The sequence below is a fragment of the Stutzerimonas nitrititolerans genome, assembly GCF_003696285.1.
GTDB classification, from domain to species: Bacteria; Pseudomonadota; Gammaproteobacteria; order Pseudomonadales; family Pseudomonadaceae; genus Stutzerimonas; species Stutzerimonas nitrititolerans.
This window is the reverse complement of record NZ_RFFL01000001.1, coordinates 390,250-408,983: the sequence shown is the minus strand read 5'-3', so window position 1 is coordinate 408,983 and position 18,734 is coordinate 390,250. Positions and strand designations below refer to the sequence as shown.

Annotated in this window: 15 protein-coding genes; 6 read left to right on the top strand and 9 right to left on the bottom strand. The window is 65.2% G+C overall.

Features of this window, described 5'->3' with window-relative positions; translation table 11 throughout:
* The first annotated feature begins 33 nt into the window (after window positions 1-33).
* The 3 genes from EA795_RS01890 to EA795_RS01880 all read left to right on the top strand — a co-directional run bounded on the left by EA795_RS01890 (window position 34) and on the right by EA795_RS01880 (window position 5,139).
* Window positions 34-1,833, top strand: a complete 1,800-nt coding sequence (locus EA795_RS01890) for a cyclic-di-GMP receptor FimW-related protein (protein ID WP_376779878.1) — start codon at window positions 34-36, stop codon at window positions 1,831-1,833.
* Between the two features lie 64 nt (window positions 1,834-1,897).
* Window positions 1,898-3,964 (top strand): EAL domain-containing response regulator, encoded by a 2,067-nt coding sequence (locus EA795_RS01885; protein WP_122075206.1) that lies wholly within the window; start codon window positions 1,898-1,900, stop codon window positions 3,962-3,964.
* Between the two features lie 98 nt (window positions 3,965-4,062).
* The gene (locus EA795_RS01880; protein ID WP_122075204.1) at window positions 4,063-5,139 is read left to right on the top strand and encodes an NAD(P)-dependent alcohol dehydrogenase; all 1,077 of its coding nucleotides are present in this window, start codon (window positions 4,063-4,065) and stop codon (window positions 5,137-5,139) included.
* Window positions 5,140-5,358: 219 nt separating this feature from the next.
* On the opposite strand, the gene serB is transcribed toward EA795_RS01880, so the two are convergent.
* Window positions 5,359-6,573, bottom strand: coding sequence for a phosphoserine phosphatase SerB (gene serB / locus EA795_RS01875; RefSeq protein ID WP_122075202.1), 1,215 nt, complete (start codon window positions 6,571-6,573; stop codon window positions 5,359-5,361).
* 179 nt (window positions 6,574-6,752) lie between these two features.
* Between serB and EA795_RS01870 the strand changes: the two genes are divergently transcribed.
* The gene (locus EA795_RS01870) at window positions 6,753-8,273 is read left to right on the top strand and encodes an AhpA/YtjB family protein (protein ID WP_122075200.1); all 1,521 of its coding nucleotides are present in this window, start codon (window positions 6,753-6,755) and stop codon (window positions 8,271-8,273) included.
* Window positions 8,274-8,346: 73 nt separating this feature from the next.
* Here the strand turns inward: EA795_RS01870 and EA795_RS01865 are convergent, their stop codons facing one another.
* The 8 genes from EA795_RS01865 to rph all read right to left on the bottom strand — a co-directional run bounded on the left by EA795_RS01865 (window position 8,347) and on the right by rph (window position 16,903).
* Complete coding sequence (locus EA795_RS01865; RefSeq protein ID WP_058074682.1) at window positions 8,347-9,036, bottom strand: PqiC family protein; 690 nt, start codon at window positions 9,034-9,036, stop codon at window positions 8,347-8,349.
* A gap of 356 nt (window positions 9,037-9,392) precedes the next feature.
* On the bottom strand, window positions 9,393-11,648 hold the full coding sequence (gene parC, locus EA795_RS01860; protein WP_122075198.1) for a DNA topoisomerase IV subunit A: 2,256 nt from the start codon (window positions 11,646-11,648) through the stop codon (window positions 9,393-9,395).
* Complete coding sequence (locus EA795_RS01855; protein WP_058074680.1) at window positions 11,645-12,172, bottom strand: retropepsin-like aspartic protease family protein; 528 nt, start codon at window positions 12,170-12,172, stop codon at window positions 11,645-11,647. The genes parC and EA795_RS01855 overlap by 4 nt, the downstream gene beginning before the upstream one ends.
* The gene (locus tag EA795_RS01850) at window positions 12,169-13,158 is read right to left on the bottom strand and encodes an esterase-like activity of phytase family protein (RefSeq protein ID WP_122075195.1); all 990 of its coding nucleotides are present in this window, start codon (window positions 13,156-13,158) and stop codon (window positions 12,169-12,171) included. Before EA795_RS01850 ends, EA795_RS01855 begins: the two co-directional genes overlap by 4 nt.
* Window positions 13,155-15,041, bottom strand: coding sequence for a DNA topoisomerase IV subunit B (parE, locus tag EA795_RS01845; protein ID WP_014854308.1), 1,887 nt, complete (start codon window positions 15,039-15,041; stop codon window positions 13,155-13,157). Before parE ends, EA795_RS01850 begins: the two co-directional genes overlap by 4 nt.
* 18 nt (window positions 15,042-15,059) lie before the next feature.
* Window positions 15,060-15,677 (bottom strand): YqiA/YcfP family alpha/beta fold hydrolase, encoded by a 618-nt coding sequence (locus tag EA795_RS01840; RefSeq protein WP_122075193.1) that lies wholly within the window; start codon window positions 15,675-15,677, stop codon window positions 15,060-15,062.
* A 112-nt stretch (window positions 15,678-15,789) separates the two neighbouring features.
* Window positions 15,790-16,164, bottom strand: coding sequence for a DUF4870 domain-containing protein (locus EA795_RS01835; RefSeq protein WP_122075191.1), 375 nt, complete (start codon window positions 16,162-16,164; stop codon window positions 15,790-15,792).
* 16 nt (window positions 16,165-16,180) lie between these two features.
* Window positions 16,181-16,903 (bottom strand): ribonuclease PH, encoded by a 723-nt coding sequence (rph, locus tag EA795_RS01830; RefSeq protein ID WP_014854311.1) that lies wholly within the window; start codon window positions 16,901-16,903, stop codon window positions 16,181-16,183.
* A gap of 216 nt (window positions 16,904-17,119) precedes the next feature.
* Between rph and EA795_RS01825 the strand changes: the two genes are divergently transcribed.
* Both EA795_RS01825 and gmk read left to right on the top strand, forming a co-directional pair.
* Window positions 17,120-17,983 (top strand): YicC/YloC family endoribonuclease, encoded by an 864-nt coding sequence (locus tag EA795_RS01825; protein ID WP_122075189.1) that lies wholly within the window; start codon window positions 17,120-17,122, stop codon window positions 17,981-17,983.
* A gap of 52 nt (window positions 17,984-18,035) precedes the next feature.
* Entirely contained in the window at window positions 18,036-18,656 is a 621-nt protein-coding gene (gene gmk / locus EA795_RS01820) for a guanylate kinase (RefSeq protein WP_014854313.1), read from the top strand.
* Window positions 18,657-18,734 lie beyond the last annotated feature (78 nt).

Here is an 18,734-nt window from a genome sequence, read left to right as displayed (position 1 = left end):
CGAGGCGCTGACGTCATGTCGCGGAGTTACCTGTTGGAAAGTCTCAGCCAACCGCTGCTGTTGCGTGTGCCCACACCGGATTGCCAAACGCTGTCGTTCTGCGAGCCCAACGTTCGCGACCTCGAACGCTGGCTCGCCGCGCTGCCCAAGGCCAATCTCGGCGAGACGGCGCGGCGTCTCTACCAGGCGATGATCGAGCTCAATCGCCTGAGCATCGATGCGCGAAAACGCGTGCATCTGCTGGAGAAACTGCGCCCGGAGATCGACTTCGTCTGCGGGCAGCTGGAGCGCCACTTTCTCAACCAGCCCATCGTGCTCAGCGAGCGGCCCCGCAAGACCCTGGCGCTTTGCCAGGCGCTGCAGAACCATCTGGCGATGGGCTACAAACTGATCGTCGTGCAGCTGGTTGCGCAGCACTCCGACGACCCTCCGCAACTGCTCACCGTCGCCCTGCAGCGGTCGATCCAGAGCCTGCGCGCGATGCTGGTGCGTGCCTGCCAACTGTACAGCCCGACGCCCGAGGGGCTCTGGCTGGAGCTGCACCAGCTCTACAGCATCGCCGCCGAGCGCGCCCTGCAGCGCACGCTGGTGCGCGACGAGCTGGCCCGCCATGCACCCGGCCTGAGCGTCGAGCAGAGCTACCTGGCCGCGCTGATGCTCGGTTGTGCCCGCAGCAACCAGCTGCGCCAGCAACACATCGGGCAACTGGCCGGAGCCCTGGAAGGCTGGGTTTCGCTGGTCAGCGTGCAGGTGCCGAGCGATTCGGCCTCGCTGTTCGCCGTCGCGCCACAGATCGACGGGCCGCCACGCTACCGGACGTTGCTGCAACAGAAGAATCAACGACCGCTGCTGGGGATCGACACGCGTTTCCTGTCATCGGCCATCAGCGAACATCTGCTGCGCACAGCGGAGACGCCCGGCCCGACGCCTCTGCCTGGCGCCGACCAGCTGAGCCGCGACCTGCTGCGCCATCTCGACATGGCCTGGGGCGGCATTTCCGAACGCAGCTTCCAGCGCCTGCCCGCCCAGGGCCGCCTGCGACTGTGCGTCGGCATGACCGCGCTGCATTACTACCTGGCCGGCCAGCGCCCGTTCAACGAGCTGCTGCAACTGCCGGGAACGCCGACCAGCGCCGTGTTCAAGCTCAACAATGCCGCCCCGGACGTCTGGGCCACGGCGTTCGACGCCCAGACCCTGTCCGATGACGGCCCGCTGCCCAGCGACAAGATCGAGTTCGTCCGCTCACGGTCACAGGAGCCTGCGCCAGGCGATGCCGAGCCCGCTTTCCCGACCCATGAGGCGGAACTGATCAACCACAGCCCGGGCGGTTTCTGCCTGGCCTGCCCCCCGGACATGCCGGGACAGCTGCAGGCCGGCGAGCTGCTCGGCCTGCAGGAAGGCGACCGGCAGGACTGGAGCGTCGCGGTGGTGCGCTGGATTCGCCAGGTACGCGGCGGCGCCCCACAGATGGGTGTCGAGCTGATCGCGCCCAATGCCCAGCCCTGCGGCCTGCGCCTGCTGCGCAAGCAGACGCAGGGCAGCGAGTACCTGCGCGCCTTGCTGCTACCCGAAATCAGCGCCATTTCCCGTCCCGCCACGCTCATCGCACCGGGACTGCCCTTCCAGGAAGGACACAAGGTGCAGATCAATCAGAACGGCGAGGAACACCGCGCGCTCCTGCATCGACGCCAGGCCAGCATCGGCAACTACAACCAGTTCGAATACCGCCTGGTCGGGCAGCCAGAGGCCGTCCAGGAGACCTCTATCACAGCGCAACAATACCGGACGGTGGGCGGGGCCGAAGATTTTGACTCCCTCTGGAAGTCGCTGTAGATTGCGGGCTCTCCTCTTTTTCTAGCCTTCGCTCCCCTCTGGGGCGCGTTCCAAAGCTGCTGCCATGGCCGTCCAAAGAAAAACCATACGTCTGCTCATTCTTGAAGACTCGCAGAACGAAGCCGAGCGTTTGGTCAGCTTGTTTCGCAACGCCGGACAAGCCACGCGCGTACACCGGATCACGTCCAGCGAGGATCTGACCGATGCGCTGCTGCAGACCTGGGACCTGCTGATCAGCGCGCCCAGCAGCGAGAACCTCGACCCCAGCGAAGCCATCGGCGCGATTCGGCGTCAGGCCAAGGACATCCCGGTCATCCAGCTGATCGCCGGCAACGATGTCGACGCCATCACCGAAGCCCTGGCGCTGGGCGCCCAGGGTGCCTTGCCGCAGGGCGAGGACGAGTGGCTGATCCTGGTGGCCAACCGGGAGCTGGCGAACCTGGAAGAGCGTCGCGCACGGCGCTCCGCCGAGGTGGCGCTGCGTGAAGCCGAAAAGCGTTGCCACCTGCTCCTGGAAAGCTCGGTGGATGCCATCGCCTACGTGCATGACGGCATGCATATCTACGCCAACCGCGCCTACCTCGAGCTGTTCGGCTACGAGGATGTCGACGAGCTGGAAGGCATGCCGATGATCGACCTGATCGCCTCCTGCGACCAGGGCAATTTCAAGGGTTTCCTGAAGAACTACCAGACCCTGCAGGGCACTTCGGAGCTGGTCTGCAGCGGCGTTCGCACCGACGGCAGCAGCTTCAAGGCGCGGATGAACTTCTCGCCCGCCAGCTACGACGGCGAGCCCTGCATACAGGTGGTGATCCGCGCCGAGAGCGACAACGCCGAACTGGAGAAGCTGCGCGAAATCAGCAGCCAGGACACGGTCACCGGCCTGCACAACCGCAATCATTTCCTGGAACTGCTTGATGCCGCGGTCGAGCGTGCGGTCAATGCCGGACAGGGCGCCAGCCTGGCCTACATCCGCGTAGACCGTTTCGCCAGCCTGCAGGCCGACCTCGGCCTCGGCGATTCCGATCGCCTGCTGGCCGAACTGGCCAACCTGCTGCGCGGGCATTTCCCGGCGACGGCCCAGCTGGCGCGCTTCGGCGACGACGCCTTCGCCGCCTTGCTGAGCGACGTGACAGCGCAGCAATGCGAGCAGCAGCTCAAGGACCTGCTGCACAAGGTCGAAGGGCATCTGTTCGAGATCGCCGGGCGCACCGTGCAGACCACCCTGAGCATCGGCGTCGCCGCACTCGACGAGCAGACGGCCAAGGCCCGCGACGTCATCGACCGCGCCCACCGCTGCGCCGAGGACATCGCCGACGGCAACGGGCTGAACATCTACAACCCGGCCGACGAACTGGCCGCCGCGGCCAGCCGTGGCGACGTGCTGGCCATGCTGCAGCAGGCGCTGGAGCAGAACAGTTTCCGCCTGCTGTTCCAGCCGATCATCAGCCTGCGCGGCGACAGTCAGGAGCACTACGAGGTGCTGCTGCGCCTGGTCGACCCACAGGGCGTGGAGGTACCGCCCGGCGAGTTCCTCGAGGTCGCCAAGCAGGCCGGCCTCGCCACCAGGATCGACCGATGGGTCCTGCTCAACTCCATCAAATTGCTGGCCGAGCACCGCAGCAAGGGCCATGGCACTCATCTGTTCCTGCATCTGTCGAGCGCCAGCCTGCAGGATGCCGGGCTGCTGCCCTGGCTCGGCGTCGCCCTGAAAGCGTCGCGCCTGCCGCCCGATGCCCTGGTGTTCCAGCTCAACGAAGGCGACGCCGTCGCCTACTTGAAGCAGGCCAAAGTGCTGATGCAGGGCCTCAAGGCGCTGGGCTGCCGTACCGCCCTGAGCCAGTTCGGCTGCGCGCTGAACCCACTCAACACGCTCAGGCACCTGAACGTCGAGTTCATCAAGATCGACGGTTCCTACACTCAGGACCTGTCTCGCCCCGAGCAGCAGGATGCTCTCAAGCAGCTGCTCGCCAGCCTGCACGAGCAGAACAAACTCAGCATCGTGCCGTTCGTCGACAGCGCCACCGTGCTCGCCACCCTCTGGCAGGCGGGTGTCGGCTACATCCAGGGCCAGTATCTGCAAGGGCCCAGCCAGTCGATGGACTACGACTTCTCTTCCGACGAAGGGTAAGCGCCGGCGCCGCACACCTGCTCAGGAATTGACCGGCGTCATCCCCGGCTTTCCCCACGGGTCTAGAGTGGATGTTCCGACACACGAGGAACATCCCCATGGCCATGATGAAAGCCGCCGTGTTCGTCGAACCCGGCAGAATCGAGCTACAGGACAAGCCCATCCCCGAGATCGGCCCCAACGACGCGCTGCTGCACATCACCACGACCACCATCTGCGGCACCGACGTGCACATCCTCAAGGGTGAGTACCCGGTGGCGGCAGGCCTGACCATCGGTCACGAACCGGTGGGCATCATCGAGAAGCTCGGCAGCAACGTGCAGGGCTACCAGGAAGGCCAGCGCGTGATCGCCGGCGCCATCTGTCCCAGCTTCACCTCCTACGCCTGCCAGGACGGCGTTGCCTCCCAGGATGGCGGCGCCTGCAGCTGCCACGGTTACAAGCCGATGGGCGGCTGGCGCTTCGGCAATACCATCGACGGGACCCAGGCCGAATACGTGCTGGTACCGGATGCCCAGGCGAACCTGGCGCCGGTACCGCACGGCCTGACGGACGAACAGGTGCTGATGTGCCCCGACATCATGTCCACCGGTTTTGGCGGCGCGGAAAAAGCCGACATCAGGATCGGCGACATCGTCGCGATATTCGCCCAAGGTCCGATCGGACTCTGCGCGACGGCTGGTGCCAAGCTGCGTGGCGCCAGCTGCATCATCGTCGTCGACGGGGTCGAGGAACGCCTGGCTATCTCCCGGCAGATGGGGGCCGACGTGACGCTGAATTTCCGCGATGTGGACGTGGTCGAGGAAATCCTCAAGATCACCGGCGGTCGCGGCGTGGATGCGGCAATCGAGGCACTGGGCACCCAGACCACCTTCGAGCAGGCGCTGCGCGTACTCAAGCCCGGGGGCACGCTGTCGAGCCTGGGCGTCTACTCCCAGGACCTGAAGATTCCGCTGGGCGCCCTGCATGCCGGCCTCGGCGATCACAGGATCATCACCTCGCTATGCCCCGGCGGCAAGGAACGCATGCGGCGCCTGCTCAATGTCGTCGCCTCCGGCCGCGTCGACTTCGGCGCGCTGGTCACCCACCAGTACAAGCTGGACGCCATCACCGAGGCCTACGACCTGTTCGCCAACCAGCGCGATGGCGTGTTGAAGGTGGCGATCAAGCCCTAACAGGCCGTTGAAAAGCGTAGGCGAGGCAGGCAAGACAAGGCAAAAACGGCCGAAAAAGCGCAGTTTAGTGTTCTAAATGAGCATTTTGAGGCTGTTTTTAACGCAGTCTCGCCAACGCAGGTAGTTTTTCAACGGCCTGCTAAATGACGAGGAGCCGATAAAAGCGCTGAAGGCTGGACGACACCGCATGGCGTCGAGCCTACAGCGCCTTTATCGGTTTTACTCCGTCCCTTCCCGGTCGCGGAACCCCAACAGGTAGAGAATCCCGTCCAGACCCAGGGTGGAGATGGCCTGTTTGGCCGACTGCTTGACCAGCGGCTTGGCGCGGAAGGCGACGCCGAGGCCGGCCAGGCCGAGCATCGGCAGATCGTTGGCACCATCGCCGACGGCGATGGTCTGCTCCAGCCGCAGGCCTTCCTTCTGCGCCAGTTCGCGTAACAGATCCGCCTTGCGCTGGGCGTCGACGATGGGCTCCACCGCCACGCCGGTCAGCCGCCCATCGACGATTTCGAGCTCATTGGCGAAGACGTAATCGATGCCCAGCTTATCTTGCAACTGCCGCGCAAAATAACTGAAGCCGCCCGACAGAATCGCGGTCTTGTAGCCCAGGCGCTTGAGCTCGGCGAACAGCAGCTCGGCCCCCTCGGTCAGTCGCAGGCTGGCGCCGACCTCGGCCAACACGCTTTCCGGCAATCCCTTGAGCAGCGCCAGGCGCTCCTTGAAGCTGGCACGGAAATCCAGCTCGCCACGCATGGCACGCTCGGTGATCTCGGAAACCTGCTCGCCCACGCCCGCCGCCTTGGCCAGCTCGTCGATGACCTCCGCCTCAATAAGCGTCGAGTCCATGTCGAACACCGCCAGGCGCCGGTTGCGGCGGAACACCGAGTCGCGCTGGAAGGCGATGTCGACATTCAGCTCCTGGGCAACGCTGAGAAACTCCTCGCGCAGCGCCGCGGTATCGGCCGGCTCGCCGCGCACCGAAAACTCGATGCAGCCCTTGCCCAGCTCTTCCGGCATGTCCAGCGGCATGCGCCCGGACAGGCGATCGATGTGGTCGATGTTCAGGCCGTACTTGGCGGTGATGGAGCTCACGCGCTGCAACTGTTCGGCGGTGACCTTGCGGGTCAGCAGCGTCACGATGTGCCGCGCCTTGCCCTGGCCGGCCACCCACTGCTGGTAGTCGGCTTCGGCGACCGGCGTGAAACGCACCTGCTGGTCGTGCTTGTACCCCATGAACAGCACGTCCTTGAGTACCGACGAGGCGCGCTCGGTGTCGGGGATTTCCACCAGGATGCCGAACGACAGGGTGTCGTGGATCACTGCCTGGCCGATGTCGAGAATGCTCACACCGCCCTGCGCCAGCACGCCGGTGATGGCGGCCGTCAGGCCGGGACGGTCTTCCCCGGTGATATTGATCAGGACGATTTCGCGCAAGGCGCAGCTCCCATGGCAAAGAAGGTGGGCATTCTACAACAGCCCAGAGCCGGTTGCCGTTTCGTGGGCGGCAGCTCCTAAGTCAGCTGCTGTTCGTCAGGAGTGACTCGCAGACCTTCAGCCCCTCCTGCGCTTTCCGTATACTGCGGCACTTTCCCTGACGAGAAGAGCCGCGCTCTGTGAACCGGCCCGCATCCCTCAAGCCAGACAATTTCTTCCTGCTGATCTATCGTGCCCTGCGGCAGCGTCGTATCCCGCTGGCGCTGCGCGTGGTCGCGCATACGCTGCTGCTGGTGGCGCTGGCGCTGATCATCTACGCCTGGGTGATGGGCATGCAGTTCAAACACGCCATGGAGCAACAGGCCGATGCGCTCGGCCAGAGCCTCATGGCGCAGACTGCCGCTTCGGCTACCGACCTGCTGGTGGCCAACGACATCCTCAGCCTCAACGTACTGCTGAGCAACCTGGTGAAAAATCCGCTGGTCGCCCATGCGGCGATCTACAGCGTCGACAACCGGGTGATCGCCGAATCCGGTTCGGCACCTTCGCAGAGCCTGCTGGGCGAAGACAAAGGGCTGTTCTCGACTCCGATCAGTTTTCAGGAGGTGATCGCGGGGCACCTGCGCATCAGCCTGGACATGCAGCAGTTCCAGCAGCCAATGACCATCAGCCTACAGAGCATGGGCCTGCTCAGCGTGATCCTGCTGGCCCTTACCCTGGTGCTGAGCATGCGCCTGGGCCGGCAGCTGTCCCTGCCGCTGATGCAACTGCGCCTGTGGTTGCGCGACCCGGACAATCCGACCCCCGGCAGCGAGCGCCAAGACGAGATTGGCGATCTTGCGCGCCAGCTGCAGGCGCGACTGGTGCCCGAGGAACCCGAGCCCGAGCTGGAGTTCGATGACAGCCTGGCCGATGACTACACCGAGCAGCCACTGTCCGCGTCCGCAGTGCCCCCTTCGAAGCTGGACGAGGATATCGCCCCTGCCGAAGACAACGAGCAGTACGAATCGTTATCGGTGGACGAGCCTGAAGAGGACGATTTCGATCCGTTCGACAACGAACCCGGCTTTGATGAACCGCGCCCGCACCAGCCAGCGGTTGCGGCGCCGCTGCCGAGGCCCTCGGCGAAAAGCGCGGTCCTGGCCATCCAGCTTGGCGCCCAGGAGCAACTTCGCCAACTGCCGAGGACGCGCCTGACCGAACTGCTGCGGCGCTACCGCGACTGCCTGCAGCAGGCCGCCACGCTGTATCAGGCGGAACTGCACACCCTCAACGACGGCAGCAGCCTGATGCTGTTCCACAGCCAGGACGACGAGCAGAACTACCTGACCCACGCGCTGTGCTGTGGCGAACTGATGCGCGCCCTGGGTCATGCACTGCAGATCGAGGTGGCGGACAGCGGCATCACCCTGCAATTGCAGCTGGGGCTCACCCAGGGCGAGGGGCTCTACGACCTCAGCCAGGGCGACCTGCTGCTCAGCGAGCCTGCCCAGGCCGCGCTGGCGATGTCGCTGCACAGCCGCAACCTGTTGCTGGTCGAGCGCGGCATCGGGGAGGACGAAGTGATCAGACAGCGAGCACGTATTCGCCCGATCGCCAGCCCCGAGGGTGCCTGCTGCGTCGAACGCCTGCTCGAACCCTACCCCTCACTCCTCGAGCGCCAGCTGGCCCGCATGCATGAGCTGCGCAGCCTCGGCTGAAGCATCGATGGTTTCGCTGAAACAGTGACCCGAGCGGTCAAGAACGGCCACCCTTGCGGTGGCCGTTCAGCACTCAGAAGCGGAACACTTCCATATCCGTGCGGATCGCCTCGATCGGCGCAAGGGACGGGGTCTGCTCGGCCTTGTTGGGCGAGCGGGCGACGCGGTTCTTTTCGGCATTCTTGGCCAGCACCGGCTTGATCGCGTCGCTCAACATCTCGCTCAGACGCTGCAGCAACACACTCTGCGCCTGCACCTGATCGGCCGTGCTGCCCTGGTGTTCTTCCTGCAACCGCACCAGGCGACCACCCTGCCGCTTGCCGTCCTTGTCCAGCAGGCGCCACTGGGCTTCCAGCACCGCCGGATGCTCGGGGCCGGAGTCGAGCCGGGTGATTTCCAGCTCGACCTGAATTTCCGGAGTGAAGCCCTTGCTGCCCGGGCTCATTTCCAGGCGCTGGGTATCCAGACGCGAGGCCAGCTGGCGCAGCAGCAACTGGTCGACATTCTGCTCGAGATTGCCCGCCCAGACCGCCTGAGCATCCTCGGCGAGGCTGCCATCGGCATGCCGCTGAAGAATCACGTCACGCTGGAGATAGTCGGCGATTACCACCGGGCCCAGCAGCACGGCCGCACCATCGACCTGCTCGGGCACTTCGACCGTACCGTTGTCCAGGCGATACATGGAAACCGGCTGGCTGACGCAGCCCGCCAGCGCGGAGCAGGCCAGCAGCAGAACAGTTGGAAAACGCAACACCTTGGTCATTACCTTCATAACATCCTGGCAGAGCTGATCAGGCCGCCCGCAAGCGTAGTGCCGTTCAATCAGGCGGCGGGGATTCTATCTCCCTTCGCCCTCGATGGAGAGGCGCCCACCTCGGGGAGAGTGAAAAGCTCATCCTCTCTCCCTGTCCTCCCCAGTGAATGAAGAGGGACTTACGTGCCCAACCGATACCTGGCGAACTTACACCGCAACCGAGGCCTTCTCAGCCCTGTGTCATGCACCGACACGCCGGTGAAACGCCAGGTCGGCGGTAACCGGCAGAGCGATACGCAGCAAAAGGGGCGATCATCTTCCGTGAAACGCGTTCCAGTTACCAGCGTCGATACATTCGGAAATCTTTAACCGAGCTCTACCACAAGGCTTTCGACACGCTGGAATCCCCGTGGCAGCTTGTTTCCACGCCGCCCGCGCTCGCCCTTGTAGTGCTCCAGGTCATCGGCACGAAGCGACAGAGTGCGCTTGCCGGCCTGCAGCATCAGGGTCGCGCCGGCGGGCAACACGGCGAGATCGATCAGGTATTCCTCGCGACTGGCCACTCGATCGCCGGGAATACCGATGATCTTGTTGCCCTTGCCCTTGCCCAGCTGTGGCAGGTCGCGTACCGGGAATACCAGCAGGCGACCCTCGGTGGTCACCGCCGCCAGCCAGTCCTCGTCACGGCTGTCGAGCGAGCGCGGCGCGATGACCCTGGCACCGGCCGGCAACGACAGCAGCGCCTTGCCGGCCTTGTTCTTGGCCTGCAGGTCCTCGCCCTTGACCACGAAGCCGTAGCCGGCATCCGAGGCGATCACATAGAGCGCGTCATCCTCGGGCAGCAGCACGCATTCGAAACTGGCGCCCGGCGGCGGCGTCAGGCGACCGGTGAGCGGCTCGCCCTGGCCGCGCGCCGAGGGCAGCGAATGGGCCGCCAGCGAGTAGCTGCGCCCGGTGGAATCGATGAACACCGCGTACTGGTTCGAGCGTCCCGGCGCAGCAGCCTTGAAGCCATCGCCCGCCTTGTAGGAAAGCCCCGTGGCGTCGATGTCGTGACCCTTGGCGCAGCGCGCCCAACCCTTCTCGGAAATCACCACGGTGACCGGCTCGGAGGGCAGCAGCTCGTTCTCCGTCAGCGCCCTGGCCTCGGCCCGCGCGACGATCGGCGAACGGCGATCGTCACCGTAGGTCTCGGCGTCTTCCAGCAACTCCTTGCGTACCAGCTTCTTCAGCTTGGCGTCGCTCCCAAGCAGCGCCAGCAGCTTTTCGCGCTCCTTGGCCAGCTCGTCCTGCTCGCCGCGAATTTTCATCTCCTCCAGCCGCGCCAACTGGCGCAGGCGGGTATCGAGAATATAGTCGGCCTGCAGCTCGGACAGTTCGAAGCGCGCCATCAACACCGGCTTGGGCTGATCCTCGGTGCGGATGATATGGATCACCTCGTCGAGGTTGAGGAAGGCAACCAGCAGGCCTTCCAACAGGTGCAGACGCTTTTCCACCTTGTCCAGGCGGAACTGCAGACGGCGGCGCACGGTACCGATGCGATAGGTCAGCCACTCGGACAGCAGTACCCGCAGGTTTTTCACCTGCGGCTTGCCATCGAGGCCGATGACGTTGGTGTTGACCCGGTAGCTGGACTCCAGGTCGGTGGTGGCGAACAGGTGCTGCATCAGCTCGTCGGCATTGACCCGGTTGGAACGCGGGATGATAACGATGCGGGTCGGGTTCTCGTGATCGGACTCGTCGCGCAGGTCGGCCACCATCGGCAGCTTCTTGGCCTGCATCTGCGCCGCGATCTGTTCCAGCACCTTGGCGCCGGAGACCTGATGCGGCAGCGCGGCGACCACGATGTCGCCATCCTCCACGCGATAGACCGCGCGCATGCGCACCGAGCCACGGCCGGTTTCGTAGATTTTCAGCAAGTCCGCCCGCGGCGTGACGATTTCCGCTTCGGTGGGGAAGTCAGGCCCCTGCACGTGCTCGCAGAGCTGCTCCACGGTGGCCTTGGGCTCATCCAGCAAGCGCACGCAGGCGGCCGCGACTTCGCGCAGGTTGTGCGGCGGTACGTCGGTGGCCATGCCCACGGCGATACCGGTGGTGCCGTTCAACAAGAGGTTGGGCAGCCGCGCCGGCAGCGTCGCCGGCTCGTCGAGGGTGCCGTCGAAGTTCGGCACCCAGTCCACCGTGCCCTGGCCGAGTTCGGAGAGCAGCACCTCGGAATAGCGCGACAGCCGCGCCTCGGTGTAACGCATGGCGGCGAAGGACTTGGGATCGTCCGGAGCGCCCCAGTTGCCCTGGCCGTCGACCAGGGTGTAGCGGTAGCTGAACGGCTGGGCCATCAGCACCATGGCCTCGTAGCAAGCCGAGTCGCCGTGGGGGTGGAACTTGCCGAGCACGTCGCCGACGGTCCGTGCGGATTTCTTGTGTTTCGCATCGGCGTTCAGGCCGAGCTCGCTCATGGCGTAGACGATACGCCGCTGCACGGGCTTGAGACCGTCACCGATGTGCGGCAGCGCGCGGTCCATGATCACGTACATGGAATAGTTGAGGTAGGCCTGCTCGGTGAAGTCGGCGAGGGAGCGCCGCTCCACGCCGTCCAGGCTCAGGTCGAGAATTTCGCTCATGGTCGATCCGTGGCGTGTTGGCGCAGCACCAGGGTGCCGGCGCGCTGGGTGAATTCGAGTTGTTTCAAGGCGCTCATGCCGAGCAGTATCTGGTCGCCGCCGAAGCCCGGGGCGACGATGGCACGCACGTCGTGCAGGACGATCTCGCCGAGAGCCAGGCTTTCCAGGCGCGTGCGAAAGCCCGTCGTCTGGCCGTTGGCGGTCAGCAGGTTCACGGGCGCACCGCGGGACAGCCCCAGCTCTTCGGCCAGCTCAGCCGGAATGGCAACGTCGGTGGCGCCGGTGTCCAGCAGGAAGGTCACCGGTTTGCCGTTGATTCGGCCGTCGGCGACGAAGTGCCCCTGGACGTTGCCCTCCAGCAGCACCTCGATGTGATCGCCCTGCACCACCGAGACGGGTTGCCGATTGGGGTTGTAGCGACTCTCCTCCCAGTCGGCGAAGAAGCGCGTCGCCAGCAGGATGCCGGCCCCCCAGGCCAGCACCAGCATGACCCGGCCGGCGCGACGTCCCGCCGTTTGGGTCACTGCCGCGCACCCCAGCCGCCCTTGGGCGCGGCGAAGCGCCAGACGATCGGCCGCTTCTCGCCGTCGCGGCGGGTCTGCGCATTGTTGTCGACGCCGATCCAGGCGCCCTGCTCGTCCAGCGACAGCGCCTCGGCATTGCCGAATGGCGTGTCGTAGCGACGTTCATCGGCGAGCGCCGTGGCCGCATAGGACCAGCAACGTTCGACCTGGCCGCTGGCAAGGCTGCGGCGGCAGACCTGATGTGCACTGGGCTCGAGAGTGAACAGCTTGTCGTTGAAATAGGCCAACCCGGAAAAACGCCGCGGCAACGGCTGGTCGCCGAGCGCCGGCGGCGGCAGTTCGCGCCCGCCTTCGGCCAGCAGCACGCAGCCGCCGGTGCATTGCCAACTGCTCTGGTTGCGATGCATCACCAGCAGGCCACGTCGCTCGCGTTCGGCGGCCAGCCAGAGCCGGTTGGCTTCGGGATCGACGGCAATGCCTTCGAACATCGCATTGAAATCCAGCAGCATGCCGCTGGCGCGCGCCTGGCGCACCAGCGCCTCGGGCAACGGCAGCCACTCGGCCATTCCCGCCGGGCTTACCCGGAGCACGGCGGCATGCGCTTCACTGGCCAGATAGCGATTACCCAGGCTGTCGCAGCTGAGGCCCTCGAAATCCATCTCGCCACCGCGCACCAGCCCGGTGATGGCGCTGCGCACACGCACACCCCAGGGCAGGCCGGTGTTGGGTGCAGGCGGCACGTCGAAGTGTTCGGCCTCGCCCTGCCAGACGCTGTCGCTGGCATCGAGCCGATACAGCCGGTCGTCTTCGCGATCGGACACCGCCCACAGCGCATCGCCGCACCAGGCCAGGCCCGACAGGTTACCGGCCGCCATGCCTTCCACCGGATGCTCACTGAGCAGCTCCAGTTCGCGCGTCGGTGGCGCTTCCTGCGCCCAGGCGGCGCCGCTTAGCAGGCTCAGCAGAACCAGCGCATGACGGATCAAACCAATACCTCGGCGAGGTTGCCCTTGGATTCCAGCCAGCTCTTGCGATCGCCGGCGCGCTTCTTCGCCAGCAGCATGTCCATGATCTCGCGGGTGCCGTCGAAGTCGTCCAGGGTCAGCTGCACCAGCCGGCGGGTGTTGGGGTCCATGGTGGTTTCGCGCAGCTGCGGCGGGTTCATCTCGCCGAGGCCCTTGAAGCGGGTGACCTGCGGCTTGCCACGGCGCTTCTCGGCGACCAGGCGCTCGAGAATGCCGTCGCGTTCGGCCTCGTCGAGGGCGTAAAAGATGTCCTTGCCCAGGTCGATGCGGTACAGCGGCGGCATAGCGACGTACACATGCCCGGCATCCACCAGCGGGCGGAAGTGCTGGACGAACAGCGCGCACAGCAGCGTGGCGATGTGCAGACCATCGGAGTCGGCGTCGGCGAGGATGCAGATCTTGCCGTAACGCAGCTGCGACAGGTCGCTGGAACCGGGATCGAGCCCGACGGCCACGGCGATGTTGTGCACTTCCTGGCTGGCCAGCACCTCGCCGCCGTCCACTTCCCAGGTATTGAGGATCTTGCCGCGCAACGGCAGGATCGCCTGGAATTCCTTGTCGCGCGCCTGCTTGGCCGAGCCGCCGGCGGAGTCGCCCTCCACCAGGAACAGCTCGGCGCGCGCCGGGTCCTGGCCGGCGCAATCGGCCAGCTTGCCGGGCAGCGCCGGGCCCTGGGTGATCTTCTTGCGCTCGATCTTCTTGCTCGCCTTGAGCCGCCGCCCGGCATTGCTGATCGCCAGTTCGGCCAGCTGCAGGCCCAGCTCGGGGTTGGCGTTGAGCCAGAGGCTGAAGGCATCCTTGACCACGCCCGCGACGAAGGCCGCGGCCTCGCGCGAAGACAGGCGCTCCTTGGTCTGCCCGGAGAACTGCGGCTCCTGCATCTTCATCGAGAGGACGAAGGCGATGCGCTCCCAGATGTCCTCGGGCGCCAGCTTCACTCCGCGCGGCAGCAGGCTGCGGAATTCGCAGAATTCGCGCATGGCATCCAGCAACCCCTGGCGCAGGCCGTTGACGTGGGTACCACCCTGTGCGGTGGGAATCAGGTTGACGTAGCTTTCCTGCACCGCGTCGCCGCCTTCGGGCAGCCACAGCAGCGCCCAGTCCACGGCCTCGGTATTGCCGGCCAGCGCGCCGACGAAGGGCTCGTCGGGCAGGCGCAGGAACTCGCTGACCGAATCGACCAGGTACGAGCGCAGGCCATCCTCGTAATGCCACTCGACCTTCTCGCCGGTGTTCTTGTCCTCGAAGCTGACGTTCAGCCCCGGGCACAGCACCGCCTTGGCCTTGAGCACGTGCTTGAGGCGGCTGATGGAGAACTTCGGCGAATCGAAATACTTCGGATCGGCCCAGAAATGCACGCTGGTGCCGGTGTTACGCTTGCCGACGCTGCCGACGATTTCCAGCTCGCTGGCCTTGAAGCCATCGGCGAAGCGCATGCGGTATTCGTTGCCGTCGCGCTTGACGGTCACCACCACCTGGGTCGACAAGGCGTTGACTACGGAAATGCCGACCCCGTGCAGACCCCCGGAGAACTGGTAGTTCTTGTTGGAGAACTTGCCACCGGCGTGCAGCTTGGTGAGGATCAGCTCGACGCCCGGCACGCCCTCTTCGGGGTGAATGTCCACGGGCATGCCGCGGCCATCGTCGACCACTTCCAGCGAGTTGTCCTGATGCAGGATGACCTGCACCGAGCGCGCGTGGCCGGCGAGGGCTTCGTCGACGCTGTTGTCGATGACTTCCTGAGCCAGGTGGTTGGGTCGCGTGGTGTCGGTGTACATGCCCGGGCGCTTGCGCACCGGGTCGAGGCCGGAGAGGACTTCGATGGCTTCTGCGGTATAAGACATGAGCGTGTCGTGATGCCCTTATAAATCGGAAAAATCCTGCTCGAGCCAGAGCGCCGGAGCGAAACCGGCGAAGGCCAGCAGCGCCGGCAGGCGTTCGGCAAAGCCCTGGAACCCATGATCACCGCCGGCCTGGATGCGCAGCGCGCAGCCCCGGTAGAAGGCTTCCGCGTCACGGTAATCCAGCGTTTCGTCGCCGGTCTGCAGCCAGACCTGATAGCGCTCGGTATCCTGTGGCGGCGGCACTTCCAGCTCGCCCAGGGCGACGACGTGATCTTCGGTGAGATCCCAGACTTCGCCGCTGTAGAGGTTGGTCTGCGGCCCGAGGTAGCCGTCGAAGCGATGATGCGGCGTCACCGCGGGATTGATCAGCAACGCCTTCAATCCGTGGCGTTCGGCAAGGTGCGTCGCATAGTAGCCGCCCAGGGAACTGCCGACCAGCAAAGGCCGGCCGAGCTCGGTGAGCGCCTCTTCGAGCTGGACCAGAGCCTGGCGCGGATGGTGATGCAGCGCCGGCACACGCAGCCTGTCCGCCATGCCGATACGCTCCAGCGCCGCACTCAGCTGACTGGCTTTCCGGGAAAGCGGGGAGCTGTTGAGACCATGGATATAGAGGATGGCGGGCTGTTCGCTGGTCATTCGGGTTCGCTGGCAGACAAAGACGGCAAAGGCTACAAGGCGCGAGCGGCACGCTGCAAGCTGCAACGTGTCTGCCAGGCGCCGCATCCAGGCTATGCGTCGAAGCTGGAACCTATTTCACGAACCGCCAGCAGAACGGATACCGATAAGGCTTGCCCTCGTTGGCGCGGATGCCGGCGATCACCACCAGCACCAGCGCCACCGCGCTGATCAGAGCCATCAGCGGAAAGCCGATCAGAATCCAGGCCAGCACACCGCAGATCATCAGCAGGATGCTGAAGGTGATCTGGAAGTTGAGCGCCTCCTTGCCCTGCTGGTCGACGAAAGGGTCAATGTCCTTCTTCAACTGCCAGACGATCAGCGGGCCCAGCACGTTGCCGATCATCGGCACCAGGAACCAGAAGAACGCCGAGTAATGGCAGAACATCGCCCACCGCCGCGCCTCCGGCGAGGGCTGCGGAACGAGCATCCGGTCATCATCATTCATGGCGTTCTCCCCCGTTTCAGTCTGCCAGTGCCGCCTGCTGCACGGCGAACAGCTCCTGCATGCCGGCCTGCGCCAGGGCGAGCATGGCGTTGAGTTCTTCCGGCTGGAACGGCGCGCCTTCGGCGGTGCCCTGGACTTCGATGAAGCCGCCGGCGTCGGTCATGACCACGTTCAGGTCGGTTTCGGCGGCGGAATCTTCCAGATAATCCAGATCCAGCACGGCTTCGCCCTGATACATGCCCACGGAAACCGCTGCGACCATCTGCTTGAGCGGGTTGCCGCCCTTCAACGCGCCACGCTTCTTCAGCACCGCCAGCGCGTCCACCAGCGCCACCATCGCGCCGGTGATCGACGCGGTGCGGGTACCGCCGTCGGCCTGGATCACATCGCAATCGATGTAGAGGGTGTTCTCGCCCAGCTTGCTCATGTCCAGCGCCGCACGCAGCGAGCGGCCAATCAGACGCTGGATTTCCAGGGTGCGCCCGCCCTGCTTGCCGCGGCTGGCTTCGCGCTGGTTACGCGAGCCGGTGGCGCGCGGCAGCATGCCGTATTCGGCGGTCAGCCAGCCCTGCCCCTGGCCCTTGAGGAAGCGCGGCACGCCGGCCTCGACGCTGGCGGTGCATACCACCTTGGTATCACCGAACTCCACCAGCACCGACCCCTCGGCATGCTTGGTGTAGTTGCGGGTGATGCGGATCGAACGCAGCTGGTCGGCGGCGCGGCCACTGGGACGCTTCATGGACTTTTCCTACTTCTATGGTTTCGAGGTGCCGGCATTATAGGAGGCTTTGCGGCGCAATTACCGGCCAATCGACCGTACGCGGAAAAGTCGCGCCGGGCACGAAGCGCCGAACGGCGACCGCCTGTTGCCTGCGACCTCCAGCCCGCAGCGCCTTGCCGGTCGTTTTGATTTACAATCCTTCGCCTTTCGCTATACCACCGAGAGGTTTACCCGATGATCCACAGCATGACCGCCTTCGCCCGCGCCGAACAGGCCGGTGACCACGGCACCCTCAGCTGGGAAATCCGCTCGGTCAACCATCGTTACCTCGAACCCCATCTGCGCCTGCCGGAAGCCTTTCGCGATCTCGAAGGCCCGGTGCGCGACGCCCTGCGCAAGGGGCTTTCGCGCGGCAAGGTGGAATGCACGCTGCGCTTCGCCGAAGACAGCAGCGGCCGCGCCATGCAGGTCGACAGTCAGCGCGCCAGCCAACTGATCGCCGCAGCCGAGACCGTGGCGGCCCTGATCAAACAGCCCGCGCCGCTCAACCCGCTGGAAGTATTGGGCTGGCCGGGCGTGCTGGTCGGCGATGCGGCCGATCCGCAGGCGCTCAACAACACCGCCCTGGCGCTGTTTCACCAGGCGCTGGCCGAACTCAGGAACGGCCGCCAGCGTGAAGGCGAGGAACTGGCCCGGCTGATCGACGAGCGCCTGGATGCCATCACCGAGGAAACCGCCACCCTGCGCGCGCAGGTGCCGCAGATGCTTGCCCTGCAACGGCAGAAACTGCTCGATCGCTGCGCCGAGATGCGTGCCGAACTGGACCCGCAGCGCCTCGAACAGGAAATGGTACTGCTGGCGCAGAAAAGCGACGTCGCCGAAGAACTCGACCGGCTGACCACCCATGTCGGCGAAGTGCGCCGTGTACTCAAGTCCGACGGCGCCACCGGTCGGCGGCTGGACTTCCTCATGCAGGAGCTCAACCGCGAAGCCAACACCCTCGGTTCCAAGGCGTTCGACCCGCGCAGCACTCAGGCAGCGGTCAACCTCAAGGTCCTGATCGAGCAGATGCGCGAACAAGTCCAGAACATCGAATAAGCTTGATTCGCTCAGGCCTCACCACCCCGTCACCGCTTGCAGAGAACGCCCCATGTCCGCTTCCACCGGTACGCTCTATATCGTTTCCGCACCCTCAGGGGCCGGCAAGACCAGCCTGGTCAAGGCCCTGCTCGATGCGCAGCCGCAGGTCCGGGTTTCCGTTTCCCACACCACGCGCGGCATCCGCCCCGGCGAAGTGGACGGCGTGAACTATCACTTCGTCAGCCGCGAGGAGTTCCTCGAGCGGCTGGAGCGCGACGAGTTCCTGGAGCATGCCGAGGTCTTCGGCAACCTCTACGGCACCTCGCAGCGCTGGCTGGAACAGACGCTGGACGAGGGCTACGACCTGATCCTCGAGATCGACTGGCAGGGCGCACAGCAGGTACGCCGACTGATGCCCCAGGCCCGATCCATCTTCATCCTGCCGCCCACCCAGGAAGCCCTGCGCCAGCGCCTGACCAACCGCGGCCAGGACAGCGACGAGGTGATCGACGGGCGCATGCGCGAGGCGGTGAGCGAGATGACCCACTACGTCGAATACGACTACCTGATCATCAACGACGACTTCACCCATGCCCTGGGCGACCTGCAGGCCATCTTCCGCGCCAATCGCCTGCTGCAAGGCACCCAGCAACAGCGTTTCGCCGGATTGCTCGAGCAATTGCTGGCCTGAAGACCGGCAAACCGGGAAGCGGCTTTTCACTTTTACCGCTTCCCTAACAGCTGGTGATTTTTTAAACTATCCCGTCCG

Bases quoted from the DNA above. Each gene is read 5' to 3' on its own strand.
- parE (WP_014854308.1), bottom strand. From the start codon at position 15,041: ATGTCTTATACCGCAGAAGCCATCGAAGTCCTCTCCGGCCTCGACCCG.
- EA795_RS01840 (WP_122075193.1), bottom strand. From the start codon at position 15,677: ATGACCAGCGAACAGCCCGCCATCCTCTATATCCATGGTCTCAACAGC.
- EA795_RS01825 (WP_122075189.1), top strand. From the start codon at position 17,120: ATGATCCACAGCATGACCGCCTTCGCCCGCGCCGAACAGGCCGGTGAC.
- EA795_RS01835 (WP_122075191.1), bottom strand. From the start codon at position 16,164: ATGAATGATGATGACCGGATGCTCGTTCCGCAGCCCTCGCCGGAGGCG.
- EA795_RS01865 (WP_058074682.1), bottom strand. From the start codon at position 9,036: ATGACCAAGGTGTTGCGTTTTCCAACTGTTCTGCTGCTGGCCTGCTCC.
- gmk (WP_014854313.1), top strand. From the start codon at position 18,036: ATGTCCGCTTCCACCGGTACGCTCTATATCGTTTCCGCACCCTCAGGG.
- EA795_RS01885 (WP_122075206.1), top strand. From the start codon at position 1,898: ATGGCCGTCCAAAGAAAAACCATACGTCTGCTCATTCTTGAAGACTCG.
- EA795_RS01880 (WP_122075204.1), top strand. From the start codon at position 4,063: ATGGCCATGATGAAAGCCGCCGTGTTCGTCGAACCCGGCAGAATCGAG.
- rph (WP_014854311.1), bottom strand. From the start codon at position 16,903: ATGAAGCGTCCCAGTGGCCGCGCCGCCGACCAGCTGCGTTCGATCCGC.
- parC (WP_122075198.1), bottom strand. From the start codon at position 11,648: ATGAGCGAAATTCTCGACCTGAGCCTGGACGGCGTGGAGCGGCGCTCC.